Source organism: Sporofaciens sp. SGI.106 (assembly GCF_050314255.1).
GTDB lineage: Bacteria > Bacillota > Clostridia > Lachnospirales > Lachnospiraceae > Claveliimonas.
Window position 1 is genome coordinate 18,497 of the sequence record NZ_JBNPMZ010000010.1, and the last position, 24,380, is coordinate 42,876.

The 24,380-nt window shown below is 44.8% G+C and carries 20 protein-coding genes and 1 pseudogene; 2 read left to right on the forward strand and 19 right to left on the reverse strand.

What is annotated here, in order from left to right; genetic code table 11:
• Positions 1 to 6: 6 nt before the first annotated feature.
• The 4 genes from ACQRCC_RS08865 to ACQRCC_RS08880 all read right to left on the reverse strand — a co-directional run bounded on the left by ACQRCC_RS08865 (position 7) and on the right by ACQRCC_RS08880 (position 8,448).
• Positions 7 to 1,950 (reverse strand): V-type ATP synthase subunit I, encoded by a 1,944-nt coding sequence (locus tag ACQRCC_RS08865; RefSeq protein ID WP_427850457.1) that lies wholly within the window; start codon positions 1,948 to 1,950, stop codon positions 7 to 9.
• Positions 1,947 to 2,993: a V0D/AC39 family V-type ATPase subunit gene (locus ACQRCC_RS08870; RefSeq protein WP_427850458.1), complete on the reverse strand. Its 1,047-nt coding sequence runs from the start codon at positions 2,991 to 2,993 to the stop codon at positions 1,947 to 1,949. Before ACQRCC_RS08870 ends, ACQRCC_RS08865 begins: the two co-directional genes overlap by 4 nt.
• A gap of 2 nt (positions 2,994 to 2,995) precedes the next feature.
• A complete protein-coding gene (locus ACQRCC_RS08875) occupies positions 2,996 to 3,307 on the reverse strand; it encodes a hypothetical protein (protein ID WP_427850459.1) in 312 nt (103 codons plus the stop codon).
• A gap of 176 nt (positions 3,308 to 3,483) precedes the next feature.
• Complete coding sequence (locus ACQRCC_RS08880) at positions 3,484 to 8,448, reverse strand: InlB B-repeat-containing protein (RefSeq protein WP_427850460.1); 4,965 nt, start codon at positions 8,446 to 8,448, stop codon at positions 3,484 to 3,486.
• A gap of 173 nt (positions 8,449 to 8,621) precedes the next feature.
• On the opposite strand from ACQRCC_RS08880, the gene trmB reads away from it, so the two are divergent.
• Together trmB and ACQRCC_RS08890 are read left to right on the forward strand one after the other, a co-directional pair.
• Positions 8,622 to 9,272 carry a tRNA (guanosine(46)-N7)-methyltransferase TrmB gene (trmB, locus tag ACQRCC_RS08885; protein WP_427850461.1) on the forward strand — a complete coding sequence of 217 codons (651 nt, stop codon included), beginning with the start codon at positions 8,622 to 8,624 and terminating at the stop codon, positions 9,270 to 9,272.
• Between the two features lie 98 nt (positions 9,273 to 9,370).
• The gene (locus tag ACQRCC_RS08890) at positions 9,371 to 9,685 is read left to right on the forward strand and encodes a thioredoxin family protein (protein WP_427850462.1); all 315 of its coding nucleotides are present in this window, start codon (positions 9,371 to 9,373) and stop codon (positions 9,683 to 9,685) included.
• Positions 9,686 to 10,097: 412 nt separating this feature from the next.
• On the opposite strand, the gene ACQRCC_RS08895 is transcribed toward ACQRCC_RS08890, so the two are convergent.
• The 15 genes and pseudogenes from ACQRCC_RS08895 to ACQRCC_RS08965 all read right to left on the reverse strand — a co-directional run bounded on the left by ACQRCC_RS08895 (position 10,098) and on the right by ACQRCC_RS08965 (position 24,372).
• Complete coding sequence (locus ACQRCC_RS08895) at positions 10,098 to 11,516, reverse strand: hypothetical protein (protein ID WP_427850463.1); 1,419 nt, start codon at positions 11,514 to 11,516, stop codon at positions 10,098 to 10,100.
• Positions 11,517 to 11,519: 3 nt separating this feature from the next.
• Positions 11,520 to 12,848 (reverse strand): M20/M25/M40 family metallo-hydrolase, encoded by a 1,329-nt coding sequence (locus ACQRCC_RS08900; RefSeq protein WP_427850464.1) that lies wholly within the window; start codon positions 12,846 to 12,848, stop codon positions 11,520 to 11,522.
• A gap of 102 nt (positions 12,849 to 12,950) precedes the next feature.
• Entirely contained in the window at positions 12,951 to 13,127 is a 177-nt protein-coding gene (locus ACQRCC_RS08905; RefSeq protein WP_427850465.1) for a hypothetical protein, read from the reverse strand.
• 223 nt (positions 13,128 to 13,350) lie between these two features.
• Positions 13,351 to 14,514: an RNA-guided endonuclease InsQ/TnpB family protein gene (locus tag ACQRCC_RS08910; RefSeq protein WP_427850529.1), complete on the reverse strand. Its 1,164-nt coding sequence runs from the start codon at positions 14,512 to 14,514 to the stop codon at positions 13,351 to 13,353.
• A pseudogene (locus ACQRCC_RS08915) lies at positions 14,508 to 14,816 on the reverse strand (MerR family transcriptional regulator); the annotation flags it as partial. The gene ACQRCC_RS08910 and the pseudogene ACQRCC_RS08915, both read right to left, overlap by 7 nt.
• A gap of 57 nt (positions 14,817 to 14,873) precedes the next feature.
• Complete coding sequence (locus tag ACQRCC_RS08920; RefSeq protein WP_427850466.1) at positions 14,874 to 15,065, reverse strand: hypothetical protein; 192 nt, start codon at positions 15,063 to 15,065, stop codon at positions 14,874 to 14,876.
• A 216-nt stretch (positions 15,066 to 15,281) separates the two neighbouring features.
• On the reverse strand, positions 15,282 to 15,581 hold the full coding sequence (locus tag ACQRCC_RS08925) for a helix-turn-helix domain-containing protein (RefSeq protein ID WP_427850467.1): 300 nt from the start codon (positions 15,579 to 15,581) through the stop codon (positions 15,282 to 15,284).
• Positions 15,582 to 15,713: 132 nt separating this feature from the next.
• Positions 15,714 to 16,346: a signal peptidase I gene (locus ACQRCC_RS08930; RefSeq protein WP_427850468.1), complete on the reverse strand. Its 633-nt coding sequence runs from the start codon at positions 16,344 to 16,346 to the stop codon at positions 15,714 to 15,716.
• A gap of 2 nt (positions 16,347 to 16,348) precedes the next feature.
• Positions 16,349 to 18,529 carry a hypothetical protein gene (locus tag ACQRCC_RS08935; protein WP_427850469.1) on the reverse strand — a complete coding sequence of 727 codons (2,181 nt, stop codon included), beginning with the start codon at positions 18,527 to 18,529 and terminating at the stop codon, positions 16,349 to 16,351.
• 13 nt (positions 18,530 to 18,542) lie between these two features.
• Positions 18,543 to 20,180 (reverse strand): hypothetical protein, encoded by a 1,638-nt coding sequence (locus ACQRCC_RS08940; RefSeq protein WP_427850470.1) that lies wholly within the window; start codon positions 20,178 to 20,180, stop codon positions 18,543 to 18,545.
• Positions 20,181 to 20,182: 2 nt separating this feature from the next.
• Positions 20,183 to 20,905, reverse strand: coding sequence for a signal peptidase I (locus tag ACQRCC_RS08945; RefSeq protein ID WP_427850471.1), 723 nt, complete (start codon positions 20,903 to 20,905; stop codon positions 20,183 to 20,185).
• 26 nt (positions 20,906 to 20,931) lie between these two features.
• Positions 20,932 to 21,747 (reverse strand): hypothetical protein, encoded by an 816-nt coding sequence (locus tag ACQRCC_RS08950; RefSeq protein ID WP_427850472.1) that lies wholly within the window; start codon positions 21,745 to 21,747, stop codon positions 20,932 to 20,934.
• A gap of 10 nt (positions 21,748 to 21,757) precedes the next feature.
• Positions 21,758 to 22,621 (reverse strand): hypothetical protein, encoded by an 864-nt coding sequence (locus ACQRCC_RS08955; RefSeq protein ID WP_427850473.1) that lies wholly within the window; start codon positions 22,619 to 22,621, stop codon positions 21,758 to 21,760.
• Positions 22,622 to 22,638: 17 nt separating this feature from the next.
• Complete coding sequence (locus ACQRCC_RS08960; RefSeq protein ID WP_427850474.1) at positions 22,639 to 23,469, reverse strand: hypothetical protein; 831 nt, start codon at positions 23,467 to 23,469, stop codon at positions 22,639 to 22,641.
• A 36-nt stretch (positions 23,470 to 23,505) separates the two neighbouring features.
• Positions 23,506 to 24,372 carry a hypothetical protein gene (locus ACQRCC_RS08965; protein ID WP_427850475.1) on the reverse strand — a complete coding sequence of 289 codons (867 nt, stop codon included), beginning with the start codon at positions 24,370 to 24,372 and terminating at the stop codon, positions 23,506 to 23,508.
• Positions 24,373 to 24,380 lie beyond the last annotated feature (8 nt).

Here is a 24,380-nt window from a genome sequence, read left to right on the forward strand (position 1 = left end):
AATGGATTATTTTGTATGTTCTTTACTGTGATTGGTAAATGGTTTAAATTCACGTCCGCTGCCCTTGTAGAAACGGCTGAACATCTCATAATATTCCAGACGCAGTACCTGAATTCCCACGATCAGTCCTTCCAGACCGCAGACGATCAGGTTGCCCAGAACAACTCCGAACCAGTTGATGGAACCTCCGTCCGTTGCTCCCGAAAGCATCAGCACAACCTCCATGATGGCCGCATGGCTGACGGCAAATGCGCCGATACGCACATAGGAAAGAGTATTGGAAAAATAACTCAGCATGGTCTCGAACAGTTCGAAGAATCCCTGTACCAGGAACATGACTGCACCCGTTTCCATCTTCTTTTTCTTCTTTTCTATCAGCGCCGTGAGCGGTTCCTTGAACAGAAATGCCAGAATCGGTCCGCCCAGGAATATCACCATTAATATATTGCTCGGTGTTTTATGGCCGGTCATAAACAGTACCACTGTGAGTACCAGGAATCCATAGAAAATAATTCCCGCCACACCATTATTGGAAAACCAGAGATTTTCCGTATCATGGGCCCGGATAGCATTGATGATCTGGAAAATCATTACCAGAAGATTCAACGCCATACCAAATGCAATGGCAATTACAAACACCGTGTTAAGCTGTCCCACGAAAGGAAGCTTCGTCATAGCCTCCACAGGCCTCAGCCAGTGAGCCTCTATAATATTTTCAAATCCAAATACACTTCCGAACATAAATCCAAAGAAGGTGGAGAATAATCCTGCAACGGAAATGATTCCCGCCAGATTCATCTTCTTCGTCAGGTACAGGATTCCTCCTCCGATGAACAGGCAAAGTCCCTGTCCCACGTCACCGAACATTGCTCCGAAAATAAAGGTATAGGTCAGAGCCACAAAGATTGTCGGATCCATCTCATTGGCACTCGGCAGTCCATACATCTGTATGAACATTTCAAACGGCTTGAACAGCTTCGGATTCTTAAGCTTGGTAGGCGGTTCACCAAAGAATTTCTCCCGGTCTTCCTCTACCACTATAAATACCTTATCGTCATCCTTAGATTCCTCGATAAAGGCTTTTACATCATCTTCGCCCATCCATCCGCAGAGAATGTAATAATCTTCTTCCTCCGCCTCAACTCTTGCCGCCATCTTGCGGACATCGAAGTTGCCGGACAGCTCTTCCAGACGATTTCTCGCCCCGAGAATCTTCGAAGCTTTTTCCTTCAGCATGTTTTCGGTATCCTGCTTGAGCTTCTGAATCTCTTTATCCTTTTTGTCCAGTTCCTTAGACAGATTCTGGTATGCCACCGCCGGTGTGCCTGTATACTCATCCGCCAGAGATATCCGCTCAAAATGCAGGGAATTAAATACCGAATCCACTTTGCTGGCCTCGGATTTCGCCACAAAATAGCATCCATACACGTACCCCGCATCCCGGGAACCTTCCAGGAAAATTGCATTCAGGTCCTCGAACAGGTACTTCTCTAATTTATGGAAATAATCTACGTCAATTCTTCCGAACCGGATCTGCATGTAACGATATGCCATTACTTTTTGCAGATCAAAATCCAGCGGCTGGAATGGTTTTAACACATTCAGTTTCTCATGGAGCTTTGTTTTCTCCTTTTCCAGAGAATCAATTTTATCCTGAATTTCCAGATAATCATGATTCACATCCCGGATCAGATCCAGCATCTCCTCTTTGGAAAGTGATGTATCCGCTTTGGATATGCCTTCCGGAAGCATGGCCGCAAATTGTTCCGCCTTTGCCAGAGATTCCTTATATGGATTCAGTTCTACGAAGGGCATCAGATTATCCGTCGTTTTCAGCTCTGTAATCGCATGCTCCAGCTGCATCTCATATTTGGAGAGATATACATCACTGACGCGGTCAATATCTTCCCTCGGTCCGGTGATGCTTAGAAATTTCATTTTTATAATCAATTAGTCACACCTCCTAAGTATGCTAACGTCTCTCTTGAAGTCAGACCATAGCGGACACATTCAAGGGCTGTAGTTAGTTTATATATTTCTTCTTCTTTTAAGAACAGATAGGTCGTAATCGATGCAATAGAATAAGGATCACTTCGTCTGTCACTGATATAGAGTCTGTACAGACATTCCTTATACATCTGCTCCAGTGTTTTGTTCTGTTCAAAATCGTATTTCCTTCCGTACGCCGTACGGATCATCAGATTCGTGAATTCTTCCACAGATGGTGCCTCTACCAGCATCTTGAATTCATCCAGATGAATCCGGTAATGAATCGGAATCGTCAGCGTATAAATATCCGGAGGAAGCATGTTATAATACTTCTTGGCACGGTATATCCACTGAAGATTCAGAAGATCAATCTTGGAGCCGCAGTCTCTGGTAAATATCTCCAGCTCCTTCTTCTTCAGCAGACGCCTTCTGGACTTCCACAATGTTGTAAAATAATACAGATCCAGTGCCAGATCATAATCAAATAATGTAGCCGCTCCCGAATCTTTCAATCTGCGAAGGGGATCATAATACTCTGTGCCTTTCAGATTTTCCACCAGTTCATCTACATTCCGTGAAGTGATGAGCCGGTCTATGGACAACTGTGAGTACTTATCAAAAAACTCCTTCTTATAATTCAAATCAAAGGGCAGATCGTAATGATTAAATACAATACGCAGACAATAATTGATCAGATCCACCTCATATCTCTTCATATAAAGCTTCAGGAACTTCTTCTGTTCCATACCGCCAAATTGGAATAACCGGGTATAGTCATTATAAAGTGACTGATACATAATCTTCTCGATATTTCCGCGGTGGTAAAGTGATTCATCCATCTGCTCAAGAAGAGCCGCATAAGCCGTTCTCTCCTTCAAAAACGCAATGATCTCCAATACACTTTTCATGGAAGCAATGTTCTCAAAATCTTCTTCTGTGAGGAGTTTGGACTGCATGGCACAGACCTTGGTCACGATTCCGCTGTAAGCCATTATATTTCCCATACTTACACCTCTGTTATGTGCGATAATATTTTCTTCGCATATGCTGTATGATTTGCTTCAAAATCTTTTAAAAGATTGTCAATGGTTGCCCGGTTCCTGATACGCTGCTCATCCAGTACACGGTCCATCTCTTCTTTTAATTTGGACCGGATAGCCTGAATCTTCTCCTGAGTCTCCTGCTCCATCTCTTCATCAAACTTATCCCGTTTATCCTGAATCTCCCGCTCAATCGCCGGCTTCTGTGCTTCGGCATGTGCCACGATTGCTTCTGCCGTTGTTTCAATATCCGACAGTCTATCGATGATTGAATTCATGCTCTGCCTCCTTTACTGCCAGTTTAGAAAAATTTAATAACTCTATTTTATCTATAATACTCTTATTTTTTTATTTTTCCAGTATTTGATGAAAAAAATTGACAATTATTTAGCAAAAGAGAGTCGGATTATAATTCCGACTCTCTAAACTCCGCATTTATGCAGAAATTTTTCTGTTAACGTATTTCTATCTTTCTTCTGCGTATTTCCAGGATTACAACTACTGATAACAGGATCAAAATCACAGAAACTGCCATATCCGCAGAATCGCCTGTCTTCACCTTTCCTGCCTTTTCTCCGGTTGAATTCCCGCCGCCCGGGTTATCTTTACCGGGATCATCCTTTCCCGGATCATCGGGAACAACCGGTTCCACCGGTTCATCAAAATCCGGATCCGGCATTTTTTCAAAGACTGCAGTCAGTTCCATATCCTCTGTCACAGCAATATTCGTGATCCGTTCTTCGCTGACCAGTTCGCCCGAATCATCGATCCATCCTCCAAAACAGAGGCCTTCGCCTGTTACTATGGCAGTCAAAGTGACTGTATCCTGATCATTGACCCGATAAACCGTATTTTTTCCGTCAAATACAGTACGATCACAGCCATCCACATGCACAGCTCCACCCGGTTCTTCTGTCTCAGCCAGAGGATTAGGACCTGCATTGACGACAAGACTGTGTACAGAGCCATCCGGCTCGAATACTGCCATAAGCTCTCTGGACCGGTCTTCCACATCTATAGAATAGGATTCATCCTTTGAAACCTCTTCGCCACTTTCATCCTGCCAGCAGACAAAACGATATCCATTTTCCGGAAATGCAGTCAGAGTTGCCGTCTCACCGGACTGATAGGCACCGCCCCCATCTATTGTACCGAAAGTAGGGTCATTTGCCGCGGCATGAATCATATAAAGTGCCGGAAGATATGGATTATCAAAATACAGCTCTTCCGTCACGCTGTTTTTATCGTCTCCTGCAGTCAAAAGTCTGACTGTAACTCCGTAAAGCAGACGATTACTGTCTTTATACTGATTCCATATATCTTCAAGATTCAGACGAAGACAATAAGTTTGTCCAAGATCTGAAACATTTTCTCTTGTATCCGAAAGGATTCCAATATTCAGAGGTATTTCCTTCAGCACATCATCATTGGTCGAACTATTATTTTTTTGAAAATTTCCTCTGAGTACAAGAGAAAGATTTTCTGCCGGAACCATAGAATGATTTTTCAAATTCAAAAATGCCGTATTCTTCCCGTTTAGCGTGGTCTGATATCCGTTCATATATATACTCGGCATGTCATAAGATACCGTAAAATCAATCGATGTACTTGTAACCGGATAAGTCACACAGACATTCAGTTCCTGTGCACCTGATTCCCAGGATGGATTTGTCTGAATCGTCACCCGGAAACTCTCGGTTTCACCCGGATATAAGTCCGCCCAGTAGCTGTAACTTCCGTCATCCTCCTGGCGCTGCGGATTTCCCTCCGAATCCAGAAGCTTGAGTACTGTTCCGTCTTTGTCTGTAATTTTAAAATTCACAATATCCTCATATTGGCAGCCTGTATTTTTTATAAAAACTGTTGCTCCAAGCGATTTCTGAGTACGGCGTATAACAGAACTGTCCAGACTGAAATCCACCGCTTCCAACTTTCGCTCTGTGTTCTGTTTCCACATAAAAAGCTGTACCGTATCGGACACTTCATTTCTGCTCTGCTTCTCTTCATGTCCATCCGAAAAAGCAAGCTGATATCCGCCTCCATCCTGTCTTGCAATTGTATAATTACCTGCGTTGACGCCTTCCAATTCAATTTCCTGTGCACCGCAGATGACTGTTTCATCCGAATAGGAACCGACTTTGTAAACTGTCAGCAAACTGTAATCCAATGTATTATCTTCCTTATAGTGTTTTGCCAGCGATGCAACAGACAGACCTTCAGAATTATCATAGACAAATCTGTAACTTGCATTATCATCATCCGGCCAGGTTACCGGATTTCCTTCCCTGTCATTAGATATGCGTTTCCATTCCAGCCAGCTATCCGATTCGTTGGTTTCTCGTTCCAGATAGCAGAGAATGCCGCCCACAATTCCGTAGCACTTGCCATTTGCATATACAAAATTGCTGACAGGAGGTATGTCCGTATATTCTCCGTTAGGATTTTCGATCATCATAACATCGTCTTTCACATACTCTCCATAGCCGTCAATTCCATAATAACGGACATATGTTCCATTCTTCCATCCTTTAAAAAAGGCACTCTCACCCTCCTTCAGAACTCCGGTTGTCAAGAGCTGACGCATCTTTCCGTGGCTTTTTATTTTTATATCATCTTTTATCCATGGAGAGTAAATGTAGGCATTTGCCGGCTTCCGATCCGAAGACAGATAAGAAGCGGATTCCCGCCAGGCTACTGCACACGTATCCCCGGATCCGGCTGCCTGAGCACCCAGATGCTGCATGCCATCCCCGTCGCGGACAGCCACACTCTGCCGTACCTCGCCCGAGCTCAGATTTATTGTCATCGCACTGACATTTGTCTTCATGGCACGCTGTTCCGGCGTGTCATCTTCTGTAAATTCTCCCCCGATTACGCATAAATACACATTATCTTCATATTGACTGTTGCCGTAATCTGTCTGATTTGCCCTCACATCATATGAGTAAACAGCTTTTCCCTCAGTCGGTGTTTCTACCAGATGCACTGTATTTTCCAGCTCTCCCGATGCCTGATCCTGAATCTGATATACAAGACGCGGAATACCGTCAATGGCCATGATACGGAACAAAGCCGTCTGGTTGCCCGTTCTCACGAAACATGCCTTATTGTCTGCCAATGTCAGGCTGTCAATCAGCGTAATATCCTGCCCATTCACATCGTTTGCGGACATTCCGGAATTGATCGTATAAGAAGAACCGCCTACACTGGTCAGTTCACTTTGCGCATGATCCATATCCACAGACATTGGTACTGCCGTTTCCTGTAATTCATCATCTGCATATCCATTGACTGAATCATTTTCATCCCAACTGTCATAGAAAACTCCCCGGTCACTTAAAGATTCAATTTTTTTATGATACTTAAAAAAGAGCAGAGTCGCAGATATATCCACTTCATATCCGCCCGTTATGTATACACGTGGAATCTTCTTTTCTTCAAGAGGAATGTCTGTCCCGGTATTTTTTTTATAACGAACCGAGGCATCCATGTACACGCTGCCATCGATCTGGGCACAGGCCAGATCATGAATTCCGGCACCCACATATCCGCCGATTGTTCCGATCAGATCAAAAGTCAGCCCGGCCCGTGAGACAGGAGAGGTAATGCTGATATTATCAAAAATATCCGTATCCTTTCCGGCTGGATTCACTGACATACCAATACTGCCTGCTGCCGTTCCGCCAAGCGATGCCTGCATTCCCCCATAAAAAGGTCCAACCGGAGTAATAACATAAATTGTCAGTCCAAATGCCCCTTTAACGGATAAAGCTACAGTAAAATCTCCCTTCAGAAGCCCTGTATCAAAATCATATCGTCCGACGCATCCGCCGATAAGCTGAACTGTAAAACTGTAGGATACATCCGGAGCAACAGAAAACCCCTGTCCGCTGAAAATACTTTTGCCCTGCTGAAATGCATCGATCTTGCTGTTTATATTGCTCCCTATTTTATCAAAAACACCTTTGACACGTTCGGACTGTCTCGGTATCCAGCTCTGCTGCATGATTTCCTTCATCTCTTTAGGATCAATCAGATTCTCCCCGTAAGATACAAAGAAAGAACCATCCGGCAATACAGCTGCAGAAACATTCGTTTTAAACAGGTCGACACCGACTTTTCCGCCTCCTGCCCCCGGTATATAATCTGGAAGTGTAAAGGAAGCCAGTCCGTTAAAAAAGCCAAATGAAGTATTTGTCCAGGTAGGCGTAGTCACCTTGGCATCTTCAACCTTTACATTCAGCTCTTTCTCACTTTTCCATTCCCAGCCATCTTCATAAGCTTCTGTTTCTTCCGTATCACTACCCATCTTCACATACAACTTGTCACCGTTCTTTAAAAGGCCTTCCGCCTGAATCCAATCCGCCGATAATGCATATGCCGCCGTATCTGCACCGGAATAAATACTGGATGTTTTTGACAAAGCGGATACCAAACGGTCATCCTCGCCATTTTTTGCGCGAAGCTCCAGCTGTTCCGGAAGTTTTGCATCCCCCGTAGAAGAAATCAGAAATGACAGATTCAGCGCTTCCGTACCACTTTTCATCAAAGCAATAGAGGGATCGCCATACAATAAATCTGCTCCACCCATATCTGCACAACGGACATAACACTGATTCTCTTCCTTTTCTTTAAGGCAGCGAATAATATTCTCCCCTCCGGATAAATTCACATCCATCACGGTCTGGCTCTCATAATTTTCATGCTGAACATCTACCGCTCCATACCGCGATCCCTGCATATCAGAAAAAACAGCCACGCCTTCGGTCCCCGCCTCACCATCTGTAATGACACTCCGGCTTTCTCTGTTTCCGCTCTCATTTACATAATTAATCGTAACGACCGCACCCGGTATACCCTGTCCATCTTCATTCTCGACCAGTACCACCACTGCATCATCATCCACCACCAGTACCCGTGCAGAACTGTCATTACTATAGGAATCAAAAATCTGAACCTTTGACAGCGCATTTTCATCAAATGCGTCATTATCTGTTCCACATGCACGCGCATCCGCTTCTTCTAGAAATACAAATGCTTCATCCATTGTCATAAATTCCGCATCATATATTGCCTGCACAGCTTCCTGTATTTCCTGAGCTTCCGGTATTTCCTGATTATCACCGCTTTCACCGCCATCAGCAGCCTGAGCTGATTCGTCCACATCAAGTCTGTAAACACCCAGATTGGTATTCGGAATGGACCCGACATAGGAAGCATCTCCCATATCGGCCGATGCTGCCGCCTCATCATAAACCAAACCCTCCTCTGAATCTGCTACATTCTGAGACTCAGTCAGGTCAGTCTCCTGTTCTTCGGCACGTACAGGAATTGTATAAAAATTTTGTAAGATCAGTATGGCACTTAACATTGCCGACAAAACACGCAAACCGTCTTTCCCATTCCGCTTTTTTTTCATCCGTTTTCTCCTCACTTTCAAATACTACTCTGATATTTTACCATATGAAGCGCCCCAAAAGTGTATCACATACAGGAATATTCGAATGTGGATTTGACATTTCCCCGGCAAATAGATAAGATATCCATAGCATAACCGTCCCGGAACGGTAACCGGAAGGAGACAGACACAGTATGAGACTGCGAAATATTCCCCGTGCGGAAGGTGTGTTAGAGACACACAGCACAGTAATTAAAGATAAAGAGAACTGCCGCGGACACTGGGCAGACGTATTTGAAAATCAGAACCCCTTATATATAGAAATCGGAATGGGAAAGGGACAATTCCTGCTGGAACTTGCAAGACGAAACCCGGATATCAATTATATTGGTATTGAGCGGTACTCCAGCGTACTGCTTCGCGCGACCGAGAAATATGACATGCTGGAAACACCTCTGCCTAATATCCGCTTCATCTGCATGGATGCCACTGAGATTGAAAAAGTCTTTGCCCCCGGGGAGGTGTCCGGCATCTACCTGAACTTTTCTGACCCATGGCCGAAGAAACGTCACGCAAGACGAAGACTTACTTCAAAAGAATTCTTCGCCCGTTATGACAAGATTCTTGCTCCGGAAGGAAGGGTAGAGTTCAAAACCGACAACCATGACCTGTTCGCATTTTCCCTGGAACAGGTAGAGGAAGCAGGATGGAAACTTCTCTATCATACCTGGGATCTTCACCATGACGAGATTCTAAATCAGGGAAATGTCATGACAGAATATGAAGCCAAATTCTCCGCTCAGGGGAACCCCATTCACAAGCTGGCGGCAGGACGCATACATTAATATAAGATGATACCAGAGTCAAAAGGGCTAAGCCCACATGGGCTTGCTCATAAGTGGGTGAAAAAGACGACAAACCTGTCATCGAGAGGATGTAATATATGATTCATTTAACTGCGAAAAATTTTGGAATAGAGGCAAGACATTGTCGCGGACCTGTGGTCGTTATGTTCTACGCCATCTGGTGCGGCAAATGTGCCATGATGAAACCCATTGTAGAAAATGCAGAAAAGAGGTATTATGACCGCATTAAATTCTGCGAGGTAGAAGTCGACGAATCCGCTGTGCTGGCGGCCGAATTCGGTGCGAACATCGTCCCCACCTTCGTCATGTTTAAAGATGGCGAGGTGGAGAGCATCATGCAGGGCATCCTGGATGAAGAGACTTTTCTGGAGAGGGTTCGGGAGCTTCTGTAGGATTGTTTTCGGATTGTTTCGGATTGTTTCGGATGGTTCTTGGATTGTTTTCGGGGCGATCCGGGGACTATTCTATAGAATTTATCATGTGATTCCGGGGATTTACGCGGGCAAAAGCAATTTTTATGATTTGACACGTAGTTTTTTCGTGATGTTACGTGGAAAATAGCAATTTTGGATGTTTGCCACGTAGTTTTTGCGATCCACTACGTGGGGATTTCGATTTTTTTTGATGCTGACACGTAAGACTCACTTAATTTTACGCGGGAAGCAAAAAAAATTTCAAATTGCCACGTAGCATGCTCATTTTTCTACGTGGGAAAAGTAAAAAAAATAATATTGCCACGTAGTGCAGCTGTTTTAGCTGTTTTTCCACTACGTGGCAATATGAATATAATCCATTTTCCACAGTCTATATTGCAATCATCATGCCAAATAACAATAAAAGGCTCGTAAGCACCAGATTCGCCGCCTGGAATTTCCAGCTCCATTTCACCCATGTTCCATAGTTCACATCTGCAAGCCCAAGTCCGATCAGAAGCACCGGATTAGTAGGGTAAAATACATTGGAAAATCCATCTCCAAAAGCATAGGCAACCACGCAGAGCTGCGCGGAAATCCCAAACACCTGTGCAACGGGAACGATCAGCGGCATCAGCAAAAATGCCTTGGCCGACCCGGAAGGGATGAAGAAATTCATCACCAGCACTACCAGATAAATAAATAGAATCACTACCCAGCCCGGCAGTGTGCCTGCCATCACAACCGCTCCATGCAGAATAGTGTCCAGAATATCTGCCTCCACCAGTGTATATTTGATGGAATTTGCCATCAGGATCATCAGTACCGCCGGAAGCACACTCACCAGCCCATTCCAGAAGCTGATTGCCAGCCATCTAAAGCTCTTCCCACACAGGAGTACGGAAGCAATTCCTGCCACCAGGAACATGACCGCAACAATAATCATAGTATAATCCTGCAGAGCCGTAATCACGATCGAGCTTAAAATCAACAGGATACCCGCACAGAGAATGATCACAAAACAGGTAAGTCCCCGGTCCATTGCCCTGTCTCTGACAAATTCCTTCCCGGCAGAAACCTCGTTTAACGGGCGCTCCACTTTCCTCGCATGGAATCTGAGAAAAATCATCAGGAGCACATAGATTAGTACAAAGCACAAAGCCCGGAACCAGATGCCGGAGAACATGGGAAGCCCCGCCAGCTCCTGGGCAACGCCTACCGTAAATGGATTACAGACACCGGCTGCGAATCCACATCCAACGGCCAGAAGGCTCATTCCCACACCGGTCAGGGCATCCCAGCCCAGGCTGACAGCCAGGGCAACGACAATAGGAACCAGCGGAATACACTCTTCAAAGGAACCGATAAAGGAACCGAGTGCCATAAAGAACAACGTGATCACTCCCAGAAGCTGATAGCGTTTTTCTCCGAAACGACTGGTAATCCTGTCCAGCATATATTTCATCAGATTGCATTTTTCCAGACTGTTAAACACTCCGCCAATGACCAGAAGAAATACAATCACCGCAATCAGCGAACCGCTGCCCTCTGCTCCCAATACAAGGATGGGAGACAGGATCCATTTCCAAAAAGGAATGCCTCCTTCTATGTAAGAAAATCCCGCCTCCGTGTCAATCACCGTATTTCCCGATGCATCCGTTACACGGGCATATTCACCTCCCGGTATAAAAAATGTCAGTATATAGGTCAGCACCATCAATACAAAAATCACTACAATTGCCGTGATAAATGATTTGGTGCTGATGTTCAGTCCCTTTTTTTCTTTTTTCATCTCATTCTTTTTCTCCATCTTCTAGACCTCACGCATGATGTATTTATAAAAATCCACGGCTTGCTCCAGGGTACTGATGTCCACATTCTCATTGATTCCGTGAATACTGTCCATCTGCTCGCTGCTGATAAGAAATGGAGCAAACCGGATACAATGGTCGCAGACCCGGCTGAAGAACCGGCTGTCACTTGCCGCCATCATAATATAGGGCACCGGAATCACGCCCGGACATGCTGCCTTTACCGCACGCTCTACCAGCTTAAAGGGTTCTCCGTGACAATCTGTCACCGGTGACTCAAATCCCGGATCCAGAACCTGTGTCTCAATATCGAACTTTGCCGCCAGTTTTCTCACAGCGTCAATGCTGTTCTCTACTCCCTGATGATGGGAAAACCGCATATTGGCAACCACATAGGCTTCCTGGGGCAACACATTATTTCCCTCTGAACCGTGAGCCATGGTAAATGCCATCGTCGTCTTCAGCATGGCACCTGCCGTTCCTGACACCATCGGGAGAATGCGGCACAGAAGCCCCTTCAATGCTCCCGCATGAGAGAACAGAAACCGCATCGCTCCCTTCGTATAAGGTGCCATCCGCTCAAACATTTCCTGCACCACAGGCGGCAGCTGACTGTCGAAAAGCTTCGCATCTTCTGCCGCTGCCATAAATTTTCCAAGTCGTACTAATGGCGTATTCTTTCCCGGCGTCGACGCATGTCCACCTGTTGAACGGGCAACAAACTTCAAATCTCCGCTACATTTTTCTCCCACACCTATGACAGCAAATGTGCCATCCGCACCGCCGATTGGATCATACAGGATCATGCCGCCCTCATCCAGAACCATGGAAAAATGTATTCCTCTCTCCTGAAGTACCCGGGATATCCGGTCTGCCCCGGAGCCATCCGTCTCCTCTGTACATGCGGATTCAAAATAAATGTCCCGGTCCGGCACAAAGCCCTCTGACACCAACTCCTCTGCAGCCTGCAGCATAGCCCACAGGCTTCCCTTGGTATCCAAAGTTCCTCTGCCCCAGACCTTCCCTTCCGCAATCGTCCCGGAAAACGGTGGATACTTCCACTCGCCCGGCGCCTCCACCACATCATGATGGCTCATCAGAAGAATCGGCTCCTTCGCTTCTGCGCTGCTCTTTCCCTTCCATCTAATCAAAAGGCTTCCGTCAAACTCCTCCACGGAAACCACTCCAAAAAATGCTGGAAACTCCTTCCTTAATAGAGCTTGAAATTTCTTAAATTTCTCAATATCTCTGCTGCCCTCCACTGAAACGGTCTCTGCCTGAATCAGGCATGACAAAGTGTGAGCATACTGTAAACTTCGTTCTTTTTCCAAAATAATCGCCTCCATCTGAAAATACCAGCCGGAAGATCCAGCTGGTACTATATCACTAATCATCTCCAGAATAATTTAGTGCATCCTCGTTTTATCAATGTATTATTGTACATATTTCTTTGCATTGTTCTCCGACAGACCAAATTCCTCTACAATTCTGTCCACAATAAAATCTCCGCTGGCATCCATTGATTTTAATGTTTTTACCAAAGCATGGATTCCTATTTCCACTCCTTGGGAAATTCCCTCATTTTTAATATCTTCTAACGCTTTACACATATCAACCTGCCCCTTTCCTTCTGGCACAGAAATATTCGCTGCCACTCAAAATGTGTTTAAATATACTTAACACATCGAGAAATTGAAGCCCTCACGGATACTTCTTACTGTTTCTTAGTGTATGCTTTGGCGGTTACAAGTAACACGCTACTCACAAGTTCATGTACACTCCACAGTCGTAAATTCCCGAAATAGCCTTCGGTACATACTTACGTTTGCCTGATTATGCAACTTCGTAAGTAACAGCATCTCTTAGATTAAGACTTGCATTAAAATCTCGGTCTTCTACATATCCACATGTACATCTGTAGACCCTGTCAGAAAGTTTTAAATCTTTCTTAATCCGGCCACAACAATGACATATTTTAGAAGATGGATAAAATCTGTCAACAACTCTTAATTCTATACCATTATCATCACATTTAGCTTTCAGTCTTGTCCTGAATTCGTGGAACTTCTGCGATGCAACAGCTTTTGAAAGATGCCTGTTCTTCATCATTCCTGACACATTCAAATCTTCAATAGTTATGTAAGATGGTTTGGTTTTCACAATCTCAGCTATCGTTTTATTGATATAGTCAGTGCGGATATTGGCTATTCTACGATGAAGTTTCTGTACTCTCAGCTTTTGTTTCTGTATATTTGTTCTCTGAGTGACTTCTCCTTTCTTTAAATTCTCATATTTACGCGAGAGACATCTCTGTCCTCTTCTTAATTGTTTTTCTAATTTCTTTAATTTTGCTGATTTATTGATGTTCTTATAGGTATTACCATTAGAAACAATTGCAAAATCTTTAATTCCCAAGTCTATACCGATACCATCATTGTTATTATTAACAACCGGAGTATCCGGAATTTCTACCAGAACGGATACATAGTATCTGTCCGCTTTCACAGAAACTGCACCGCTTTTAATTTTCCATCCGTCTTTCGTAGTAGGAATATAGCCTTTTTCTTTCAGTCTTACCCAGCCTAATGTTGGAATTTTAATCCTGTGTCTTTCGCAGGCACAATCCTTTGGATTATTCTTTACAAAATACATTTTCACATCAGACTTGCCTTTCTTCTTGAAATTCGGGAAAGCACTCTGATGTTTAAAAAATCTTGTGAATCCAGTACACCCATCCTCAATAGATTTCTTTACTGCTTTTGAGTACACATCCCTGATCCATGCTTTATCAGGATTATTTGGAATATATTCATTGTTTAGCCAGACACTAAAGCTTTTACCTGTCATGAACTTTTCGCCATTTTCGTGGCGCTCTTTGTTGCAGGCAAGGTAGAAGTTATAAACATATCTGCAAGTGCCAATCGTTCTGTTAATCCTGGATTTCTGTTCCTGCGTCGGATTTAGTTCTGTTTTGAAACTCTTCAGCAATTTCCTGATCCTCCTTCAATACATTGGTCTACAATAATACCTTTGGCATTACAGAACTGCCTTAAAAAAGATACTTGATTTTGTAAAACATCTTTTTGATTTCCTGTAGATACTCTGGCATAAATAACGATTTGACGATTATCATTTTCTGCATTTATACCTTTAAATTGAAGATATTGGACGTAAGTGTAATAACGCCTGTCAATTGGAGTACGATTTGCTTTTATAGTTCCTTCCCTATCCCAACGCTGTAGGGTTTTGACAGAAACGCCTATTAATTCAGCAAAATCTTTCGGTTTATAATTTGTAATATTTGACGTGTTCATAAACACACCTCCATGAGTGCATTTAAACACATCTAATAACTTTTAACAATATTTTTGATTACTTAAAATATTCTCCTGCATTTTCTGTTTGTCTTGTGAACTGGCAATATATTTCATTGCTTTTCCAAAGTCCGTTACAAATTTTGAAAAATCATCAATTTCTTTTGGGACGATAAGATTTAACTTATAATCATTCACAAAATGCAGGACTGACTTATCAACATCTTCTAACATTCCCTTCAAACATTAGAAAATTAAATGCATCAGCAAAGTATTTCTTTTTGGACATATAACTTTTGGTTATCGTATCTTTTTGTCCCACTATATTCGTTCCTCACTTACTATTATAATAATTGCTTTTTATTTATGTGTCAAATTAATTATTTTTACAGATACTATCACTTATGATATTTAAAACAAATGAAGCTCCTCCCGGAAACTTCATTCTCATTACTCATCATCACTTATCCGAAGCTCAATATGCTTGCCCAATGCTGCTGCATATTTCTCCAATACAATCAGTGTAGGAATTCTTGTGCCACCTTCAAATCTCGCCAGATTCGATGGGAGAATTCCTGTCATATCTGCAATATCTTTCTGGGTCAAGTTCTGCCTGTGACGTTCTAAAACCAGTTCTTTTATGATTTCCGAAGAAATCTCCTGTGTCCTCTTCTGTATCATCTCGGAGTACGCCAGCAGCCGCTTCTCCCTCGCTTCCTTTTCTGCTTTATAAGCATCTGCCTCAATCATAATTCTTTCCTCTTTTCATACCATTTTCATAATCATATCATCGTTGACACTGTTTTTCAATATATTTTTTTTACTTTAAAACTTACAGCCGCCATTACTCACATTTCTGCAAATAACGACGGCTATATTCGTTTACTCCTTATTATCTTCCGTTTCAGAAGCTTCTACGGCACGTTTTTTTCGGATTGCCTCTACCGCTTCCCGGACGGCTGCTTCCTCCTCTTCCTGTACCAGTCCTCTGGTCAGCAGGATTGTACGGCTTATGTTATAAATTAATATAAAAAACAGAGGTACTAGTATTCCCGGAATGAAAATCAGTGGGTTAGACAACAGACGAACCGCCACTCCGAGCGGATGGGATACAAATACCACTTTTCCAATCAAGTCTTCCGCAGATACCGGATACTGATCCACCACCTGGTTCGCATCTCCTTTTGTCTCATATATCCATGTCTCGCCATTCTGCTCTACGGACACCACCCGATGGGTATTGACAGCACCACCATGTGCCGGATCCTGTGAATAGAAGGAGATAACATCTCCCTCCTTCACCTGTGACGGTTCCACCTTCTTCACTGCAATAAGCGAGTCCGTCTGTATGGTCGGTTCCATACTTCCGGTCATAACACGGAATACCGAATAGCCCATAATACTCGGTGCCTCTCCCGATCTGGTCAGTACTACCATCAAAAGTACTATTACAGATACTGCTATAGCAAGAATGGATATGGCATTAATAATCTTTAAAACAATTTTTTTCAGCATAATTAATTTTCATCTGTCGGTTTTTCTTCAGATTCTTCCTTCGTCGGATTCTTATTCTCACGGCGTTCCAATAAGGCTGCAATAATACGGTTAGTCAATCGGTTCTCATCAGCCTTTGCTTCTGCTTTCGCTCTTGCTTTTGCTTCCTTCTCCGCCTGTTTCACTGCTGCCTTTTCCCGTTTTTCAGCCTGTTCACGGGAAATTTTCTCGGAAGCTGCTGCTTCTTCGGCGTCCCTTCTTGCCTGAGACGCCTCTTCCGCTGCCGCCTCTGCCTCCTGCACTTTCGCTTTGGCCTCTTCCTTTGCCTGACGTATCTCTGCTTCTGCCTGCTGACGAGCCTTTGCCAGCTCTTCTTCCACCTGACGGCGCATTGCTTCCATCTGGGCTTCTGCCTGACGGCGGATTTCCTCAATCTGAGCCTGGGCATTTTCCTGCGCTTCTCTCACCTGACTCTGGGCAGTTGCACGAGCTTCAGCAACTTGTGCTTCGGCAGACTCCCGCGCCTCTCTCACCTGCGTTTCCGCATTCTCGCGGGCTTCTGCTACTTGTGCTTTTGCACTTTCACGTGCTTCTGCCACCTGAGACTCTGCATTCTCACGGGTCTCGCGGCTCTGTCTCTCAGCCTCTGTCTTCGCTGCTTCTATTGCACTGTCAGCCTGGCGACGCATCTCTGCCACCTGCGTTTCCGCATTCTCGCGGGTCTCTGCCACTCGTGCTTCAGCACTCGCCTGAGCCTCTCTTACCTGGGTTTCAGCACACTCACGGATTTCAGCGACCTGCGCTTCCGCACTTTCACGAGCCTTCCTGCTCTGTTTCTCAGCTTCGGCTTTCGCTTCCTTAATTGCCTTGTCTGCCTGACGATGTGCCTCTGCGACCTGCGCTTCGGCATTTTCATGCGCCACTTTAATCTGAGCCTGCGCATTATCCTGTGCCTCTTTCACTTGCATTTCCGCGCTCTGCTGAGCTGCAAAAATCTGTTCTTCCGCCAGCTGCTGGGTCTCAAACATCTGGGACTGCATCTGCCAACGCTCGTTCTCCAGCTGTACCTCCGCGTCCATACGGGCTTCCTCAGCCGCCTTACGAAGAGCAGTCTCTTCCTCCAGCTTCGCTTCTGCATCAAGCTGTGCCTGCGTCACTTCTTCTATAATAACCTTGCGGACTTCTACATCCGGAATGTTGTAGTCATCCACAATCTGTTCTTCTATTTCCTTAATAAATTTCGGTTTGACCACACTGTGTTTATGAGCTTCCGCTTCTTCCAGCTGACGAGGATCATTTTCCAGTAAACTCTTAAATACGGTGTAGTTCGTGATCAGATTGGTATATAACTGAATCAGATATTCCTCGTCAAATTCCAGAGCGGAATCTCTGGCATCGATGGTATAACCAACCTCATCATAACTCTCCAGGAACTGCCACAACTTATAGCAGGTACGATAATTGGGATCCTTCATCATCAGGTTCGTTCTCTGAATCGGACTTCGTACTTTGGCACATCCGGCCATCAGGCTGCAGAAAGAACTGTTCCTGAGCGCCATCACCATACGTCTTACACGGTCGATCCGCATGAAGACCTGCATATTATCATTGTCGTTTTCCGCAAAGCTCTGAAGATTCTTGATCTTCATCTCGATCTTGTATTCAATCTGCTCGTAAGCATCATCCACTTTACTCTCCATTGTGAGCGTATTGCGGGTCTCATCTCCCGTAGACCAGAAGATGACATCTGTACGTTTATCGATAAAGGTTACCAGACGCTGAATCAGATGATAAATAAAGCGGTTCTCATAGAGATCGTAGCTCTCATCCGCGGATACGTTCAGTACCCGGGTAGGATGAATCTCCCCATCCTCATCACTGGCAATAAACTGCGTGTTCATGCTCAGATGACGTACACTGTCTGCCGATATCTTGCGGGCCAGTGCCACCGGCACTACTTCCTCTACAGTCGTTATAAAACGGCGCGGCTTCTCAATAATCGTATTGATCGCATCCAGACTGTCCTCAATCGTAGTAAGCCATCGCTCATCTACCACCTTATGCAGAACCTGATGCGTCTGCTGCAGGGTAGTATTCCCAGCCTGCACCATCTCAAACAGATATTGGAAATACCGGTCACTTTCCAGCGTTTCCCCCACTTTTTCGATATATTTCAGATAGAGATCATTAATTGTATATTCCATTTATCTTCCTCTTTTAATACAGATTCTGAATTCTGGTCAGGTAAGCCCTGCTGTCCGGCATCTCTGATTTACCGAAGATCTTCTCAATATAACCGATCAGACCTTTGATCTCGTCACGGACAAAGCTTACATTTAAACTTTCAAATTTCTTCAATACTTTCCGGGCAACAATGTAGTCCATACCGCCAAGTTCCGTGCCTCCGCATGCTACATACACCGGAATGAAATCATACATCTGTTTAATAATACGGTTACCAAACGCCAGCTTGAAACGGGTCTGCAGATAAGTATCCAGCTTCTCCATCTTCTCAAGTGTTTCCTCACTGATCGGATGCTCCTCTTTCGCACGGACGAACATTTCCTCCAGATGCGCACAGGTAACATAGCACTTCGGCTGCGGCTCACATTCGAATGCCTCCGCACGCTCATTCAACTCAATCGGGATCGCACGGTCGTACACCTTATCTGTAATTGTAAATGTAGAATCGTCGTTGTTCGCCGTTCCTACGAACCACAGGGTATCGGATACGGAAATCTTACCGCCATCCAGCAGCTTCGGATCCTCCGGCCATGCGGTAGATACCAGATCCAGCACCCACTCATCATGGCTTGGCATTTCGAGTACGGAAAGCATTTCCGCAAAATAATATTCGATACGCGCCAGGTTCATCTCGTCAAGCACAATAAAGCTCGGATCTTCACGATAACCGGCTTCATACAATGCACGCAGGAATTCGGTTTCGTTAAACCGCTTGGAAAATTCATTAAAATATCCCAACAGCTCCGTACGGTCACGATAAGACGGCTGAACAGACACCATCGTAGCCGGATTGTCCAGATAACGGCTGAAAGAGTACGGAAGACTGGTCTTACCTGTACCGGAAATACCTTCCAGAATCAGCAGTTTGCTGGCTGCCATACCTGCCACAAAGCGGCGGATAATCTCCGGTGTATAATAAAGATGCATCTGACTTGCCGCAAATAGTCTGTAATTTTCTACAAACTCTTCCAATGTAATCACATCGTCGAATTCCGGTCTGATATAATCCTGATATTTCTGATCCACCAGATCCAGCTTCGGGAATCTCTGAATCCCCGTAAAATCCTTCTTACCGGATGATCCATCTGCCTGAAGATTGCCACTTGCCACTTTAATCTCTGCGGACTGGATCACAGCTCCGCCGGCACCCGCCGGAGCATTGCCGCTTACATTTTCCACCGTAGGTATCACATCATCGGTCAGTGCAGACGCTCCCATGTAAGGAATCCTCTCCACACCGCCCATGGTATTCACCTTCATGGCCAATATCTTATTCTTCTCGTCTATCAGGCTCAGAACCTGCTTGTTCAGTCTTCCAATCTCTTTATACAGTGTAGCATTGTCTTCCTTGTCCGCTTTCAATCGGATATGAAGAATCCACCTGCGTATGAGGATCACAATCAAAAGAATCGGAATAGCCATCAAAACCAGCATCAGGAGCACTGCAAGAACTTTTGCAACAATGCTCAGCGTTCCAAAATACGTACCAAAGATTGTAAAATAGTCCAGCCAGCCTATGACAAATACCTTCGCGATTGCCACAAACAGGGCTGTGAGATTGTAAATTACCTGCGCAATCAGTTCATAAGCAAACTTCAAAAAGTCACTCATATTTATTCATCCTCTTCGTCTTTCTTTGCTTCTTTATTCGCTCCTTTGCTCGCTTCCAGCTCCGCAATTTTTGCCTCTGCCTCTGCCTTCAGGCGTCTCGCCTCCTCCAGCGCCGCTTCAGCTTCATCTACTTTCGCTTTCGCAAGTTCCTTCTCTTTTGCCTCTTCTACTGCAATTGCTTTCTTCAGATTAATACTTACCATAACAAGATGATAAATCTGATAGATGAAAAACAGAAGAAGCGGAAGCACAATTACGATCAGGAATCCCATACTGCTGGAAAGGAATTCCATAATCTTTCCAAAACCGGACAGCTTATTTACATACTTACCTACGATATCCCCGTCTGATATCACATGTGTGTCCGCCATATCATTATTATCACCCTTGGTAGTATAACTGCGAACACCATTCATTTCCGTGATACTCTCAATACGGTGAGTATTCAATGCATACTCATTATTGATAATCGTGTGGAAGGTAATAACATCTCCCTCTTTCAGTGCCGCGGTGTCACATTTTTTAATAAAAATCAAATCTCCCGCATAAAAGGTGGGTGCCATAGAATCGGATTCTACGATCATGGGTGTGAATCCACCCAGACTGGCAACATTATTCTGATCTCTGGTCGCCAGCGTAGTAAATGCAAACAGGGCGGCCAGCAGGATAATTGCCCACAAAATAATGCTAATTACAACTGTAACACCACGTTTTACTGCTTTCATGTATGTACCTCTCTTTACTATATTCTCTAATTCTGTTCGGCTCCGTTCAGTTCATTTCCATTTTCATCCGTTCCGACAAATCGCAGCTGTATGGAATAATCCGCTCCCTTGAGCGCATCTGTACAATTCTCGTCCGTTCCTTCCATCCAGACATGGACGATGACCGGCTGATCCGTTTCCTTTTTCAGTGAAAATAACTCGTTGTCATTATTATACGTCATCGCCCCACCCTGAGGCAATCCAAATATCTTCCCATTCCCGGATGCCGTACTGGTATTTCCCATTCCCGGATCATAAACAAACGTCCGGTTGTCAACGGTAAAGCTAATCCTCATAGCCTCAGCCAGTCCCGCTGCTCCCGATGTGATCTCGGTACCATCATTTTTCTGGCTTGTACTGTCTGCACTGGACAAATGCACGACCATATTCTCAAGTGCCATAAAGTGAAGTGTAAATTCCAGATAGGAACCCTTTGTACTTTCCACCACCGTTCCGTTTTCCAGTGTAAATGTCGTATAGTCCGCAGTCGTTACCGGTTCCAGCGGGGTCTCCCGCATGTCGAAGCCCTTCTCCTGCCTCATGCGGTCTGCAATCTGCTCAAACCCGAGAGTCTTTACATAGTCATCAAATGACCGATGTGCATCCAGATCAAATCTCAGATTGGCTCCCGTAGTAATCTCCATATTCATACTCCGGACTTTCGTTCGATCCGCAATGGAAAACCATGCGATCGTTGCTGCCGTTACACTGACCAGAGCCAGTAACACAAGAAGCACAGACGTCATAGCCGCCTGTCGGGTACTTTGCCCCTCTCTCCGGGCAGATTTTTCTCTCTTTCCCATACTCAGCCTCCTATTCTTCCAATATTCCATAGAAGGCAAGATGCAGATCCAGTTCATCCAGACCGATACTGTTCGAACAATCCGGATCACATCCTTCTATATAAAAATAAATATCTACCGTATATATCTGATTCAAATTCATATAAAGCAGCGGTGCTGCCGGAAGCACTGCTCCGGAATCATTCATAATGATTGTCCTGTCTGCCAGGGGTATAGAAGGATCTGCCACAGCTGATAACGTTCCCCCGGAACTTTTGAGCACCTGTCCGTCTGCCAGGATTTCTCCATTGATACTGGTATTCCGAATCTGCTGTTCCTCCGGATTACTGGTATTGCTCAGATAGAAAATTGCCGGATTTCCACCATCAAAGGTAAGCCCCAGTCTTGCCGCATTGAGAACCAGTCCTCCATCCGATTGTGCCAGTGCACCTCCTGCTTCATTGTCCTCGTCCAGATATAATGCCATCCTTCCGCTGACGCTGTCTCCCTGTGCCAAAGCACGCAGATAGATGCGTCCGTGATAATAATAATTCTCATCCGTTACCGTACGGAAGCTTTCTGCCATATCCCCTCTTGAAGAAGGATTATAAACAAAGCTATTCAAATCTGCCGTAGATACCGGCATCAGCTCAGAAAGCGCTGTCCGGTTCATCTGAATAATCGCGGCTTCACTCGAAGCCTGAAAATTATTCCCGCCCTCAGAACTGATCTGCAGCTCGAGCGTATCCGTACCTGACCGTGCCGTCGCCTTATCGGTATTAACCAGACGATTCGAGGTAAACCATGCATAGGTTGCAGCAGACAATGCCAACGCTGCAGCTATCATGGTCACTCCCACAGCCCAAGCCCTGAATTTCTTATAAAATCCCATCATTGGCACTGCCTCCTTCCTTATTTTTCTACGCCGGCAAATGCAAGTGCGAGTTCAATATCCTTACTCTGCACTTCACCGATACAATTATCATCGCAGCCTTCCAGATAAAGCCAGTACTCCACTGTTCCCACCTCATCTGCCTGCAAAGTACAAAGAACAGTATTACCTGCTGCCGGTTCACCATCCGTTCCCTGCTCAACTGCCATATACCCGGACAATGCCACTGCCGGATCAGCAGTAAAAGAAGCCGAACCACTGTTATCCACCGCCGAAACTACCGTTCCGCTCTGTGGCACGGTCCGCGTCGCGGAAGCCCCTGCCGTATTTCCCATATCATCTAACTGAAAAATATATGTATTCGTCCCGCTGTTTGTGCTGATCCGAAGACCCAGGCGAAGAGCCGCAAGAGTCTGAGCATCTCCTCCGAGACTCAGTCCGGATCTGTAAAGATACACATCACAGGCGCTCTGTTCAGATTTTAAATAAACCTTCCCATGCATAGCACTGCTGTTAATACTATCTGTTGCATCGGCAAACAGGATAGAAATCCCCTGCCTGTTCTGTCCCTTTGCTGTATAAAATCGATTCAGATCCACAGTAGAAACCGGACGCAGGGAAGTCACCGTTCCATCCAGCACCAATGTACACTCCTTGGCAAACTCCCCATTCGGATTATTTGCGATGAGAAGGCTGGCACCTCCCTCACTTATGGTGCTGCTCATAGGTGTAACATTAGTAGTCGGGTTAAAGGTAAACCATGCATAGGTAGCCGCAATAAAAATAACAGCCAGAACAACCAGCCAGACATATGCCAGATATACTGTTCTACGCAGCTTTTTCTTTTCCATACACAGTCTCCTTCCTCAATTAATTTCCATTTAACACTATCCCTGTGCATATCCGGCAAATGAGAGTGCCAGATTCTTAAGTGTTTTTCCGCACAGGCTCCGCGTGCAATCCTGATCACAGCCCTCCAGCCAGATATAAATATCCACCTGCACCGACTCGCCATAATCATTACCAGTACCGCTCACGGTACAAATCTTCAATGACTCATCCTTCAAAGTAACGGCTCCGCTCTCGGAATCGTAAACGCAGAAATTCCTGCTGTCATAAGGCTCAAACGGGAGCGTCGTTCCATCCGTCTTCGTGGAATCCAGAACATATCCCTCTTTTCCCGTAGCCGTGTTATACTCTTTCTCCGGATTCTCCGCATCATTGATCGCGAAAATATATTCTCCGCTCTCGCCCTGATCCTTCCCGGCATAATGAGGAACAATCCCCACACGAATCGCTGTAGATATGGGCAGGTTCTCATCATCATCCTCATATCCTATGCCGGATAAATACACATCCAGCTTCTCATGATTCGTCCGAATATATAATGATGTCTTATAATAATCACTCGTCTCACTGGGACCAAACAGGTTCGCCACCAGCTTCGGCTGCGTCTCATCTCCGTTGGTAAAACCAAGCACCTTCTGAAATCCATTGGAAATTTTGTTTGTCGATACCGGATTCAGCCATCCGTTAAACTCCTCCAGTACCGTTGCCGATCCATACCCTTCACTATATTGATTGGAAATTTCCAAAGAAACACCCGTACCTGCCGCCATATGAACTTTTGTCGTATGAGAACTGGTATGGTAAATATACCATGCAAATGTCGCTGCCACGATAGCAAACAAAGCTGCCAGAAGTGCTAATAAGGCAAACACAAGATTTCGTTTCAAACGTTTTGTCGTACTCAAACCATGTA

Coding starts and splice junctions, on each gene's coding strand:
- trmB (WP_427850461.1), top strand. CDS start 8,622: ATGAGACTGCGAAATATTCCCCGTGCGGAAGGTGTGTTAGAGACACAC.
- ACQRCC_RS08875 (WP_427850459.1), bottom strand. CDS start 3,307: ATGAATTCAATCATCGATAGACTGTCGGATATTGAAACAACGGCAGAA.
- ACQRCC_RS08955 (WP_427850473.1), bottom strand. CDS start 22,621: ATGATGGGATTTTATAAGAAATTCAGGGCTTGGGCTGTGGGAGTGACC.
- ACQRCC_RS08950 (WP_427850472.1), bottom strand. CDS start 21,747: ATGGGAAAGAGAGAAAAATCTGCCCGGAGAGAGGGGCAAAGTACCCGA.
- ACQRCC_RS08925 (WP_427850467.1), bottom strand. CDS start 15,581: ATGATTGAGGCAGATGCTTATAAAGCAGAAAAGGAAGCGAGGGAGAAG.
- ACQRCC_RS08935 (WP_427850469.1), bottom strand. CDS start 18,529: ATGGAATATACAATTAATGATCTCTATCTGAAATATATCGAAAAAGTG.
- ACQRCC_RS08890 (WP_427850462.1), top strand. CDS start 9,371: ATGATTCATTTAACTGCGAAAAATTTTGGAATAGAGGCAAGACATTGT.
- ACQRCC_RS08940 (WP_427850470.1), bottom strand. CDS start 20,180: ATGAGTGACTTTTTGAAGTTTGCTTATGAACTGATTGCGCAGGTAATT.
- ACQRCC_RS08945 (WP_427850471.1), bottom strand. CDS start 20,905: ATGAAAGCAGTAAAACGTGGTGTTACAGTTGTAATTAGCATTATTTTG.
- ACQRCC_RS08895 (WP_427850463.1), bottom strand. CDS start 11,516: ATGGAGAAAAAGAATGAGATGAAAAAAGAAAAAAAGGGACTGAACATC.
- ACQRCC_RS08960 (WP_427850474.1), bottom strand. CDS start 23,469: ATGGAAAAGAAAAAGCTGCGTAGAACAGTATATCTGGCATATGTCTGG.
- ACQRCC_RS08905 (WP_427850465.1), bottom strand. CDS start 13,127: ATGTGTAAAGCGTTAGAAGATATTAAAAATGAGGGAATTTCCCAAGGA.
- ACQRCC_RS08930 (WP_427850468.1), bottom strand. CDS start 16,346: ATGCTGAAAAAAATTGTTTTAAAGATTATTAATGCCATATCCATTCTT.
- ACQRCC_RS08870 (WP_427850458.1), bottom strand. CDS start 2,993: ATGGGAAATATAATGGCTTACAGCGGAATCGTGACCAAGGTCTGTGCC.
- ACQRCC_RS08920 (WP_427850466.1), bottom strand. CDS start 15,065: ATGTTAGAAGATGTTGATAAGTCAGTCCTGCATTTTGTGAATGATTAT.
- ACQRCC_RS08880 (WP_427850460.1), bottom strand. CDS start 8,448: ATGAAAAAAAAGCGGAATGGGAAAGACGGTTTGCGTGTTTTGTCGGCA.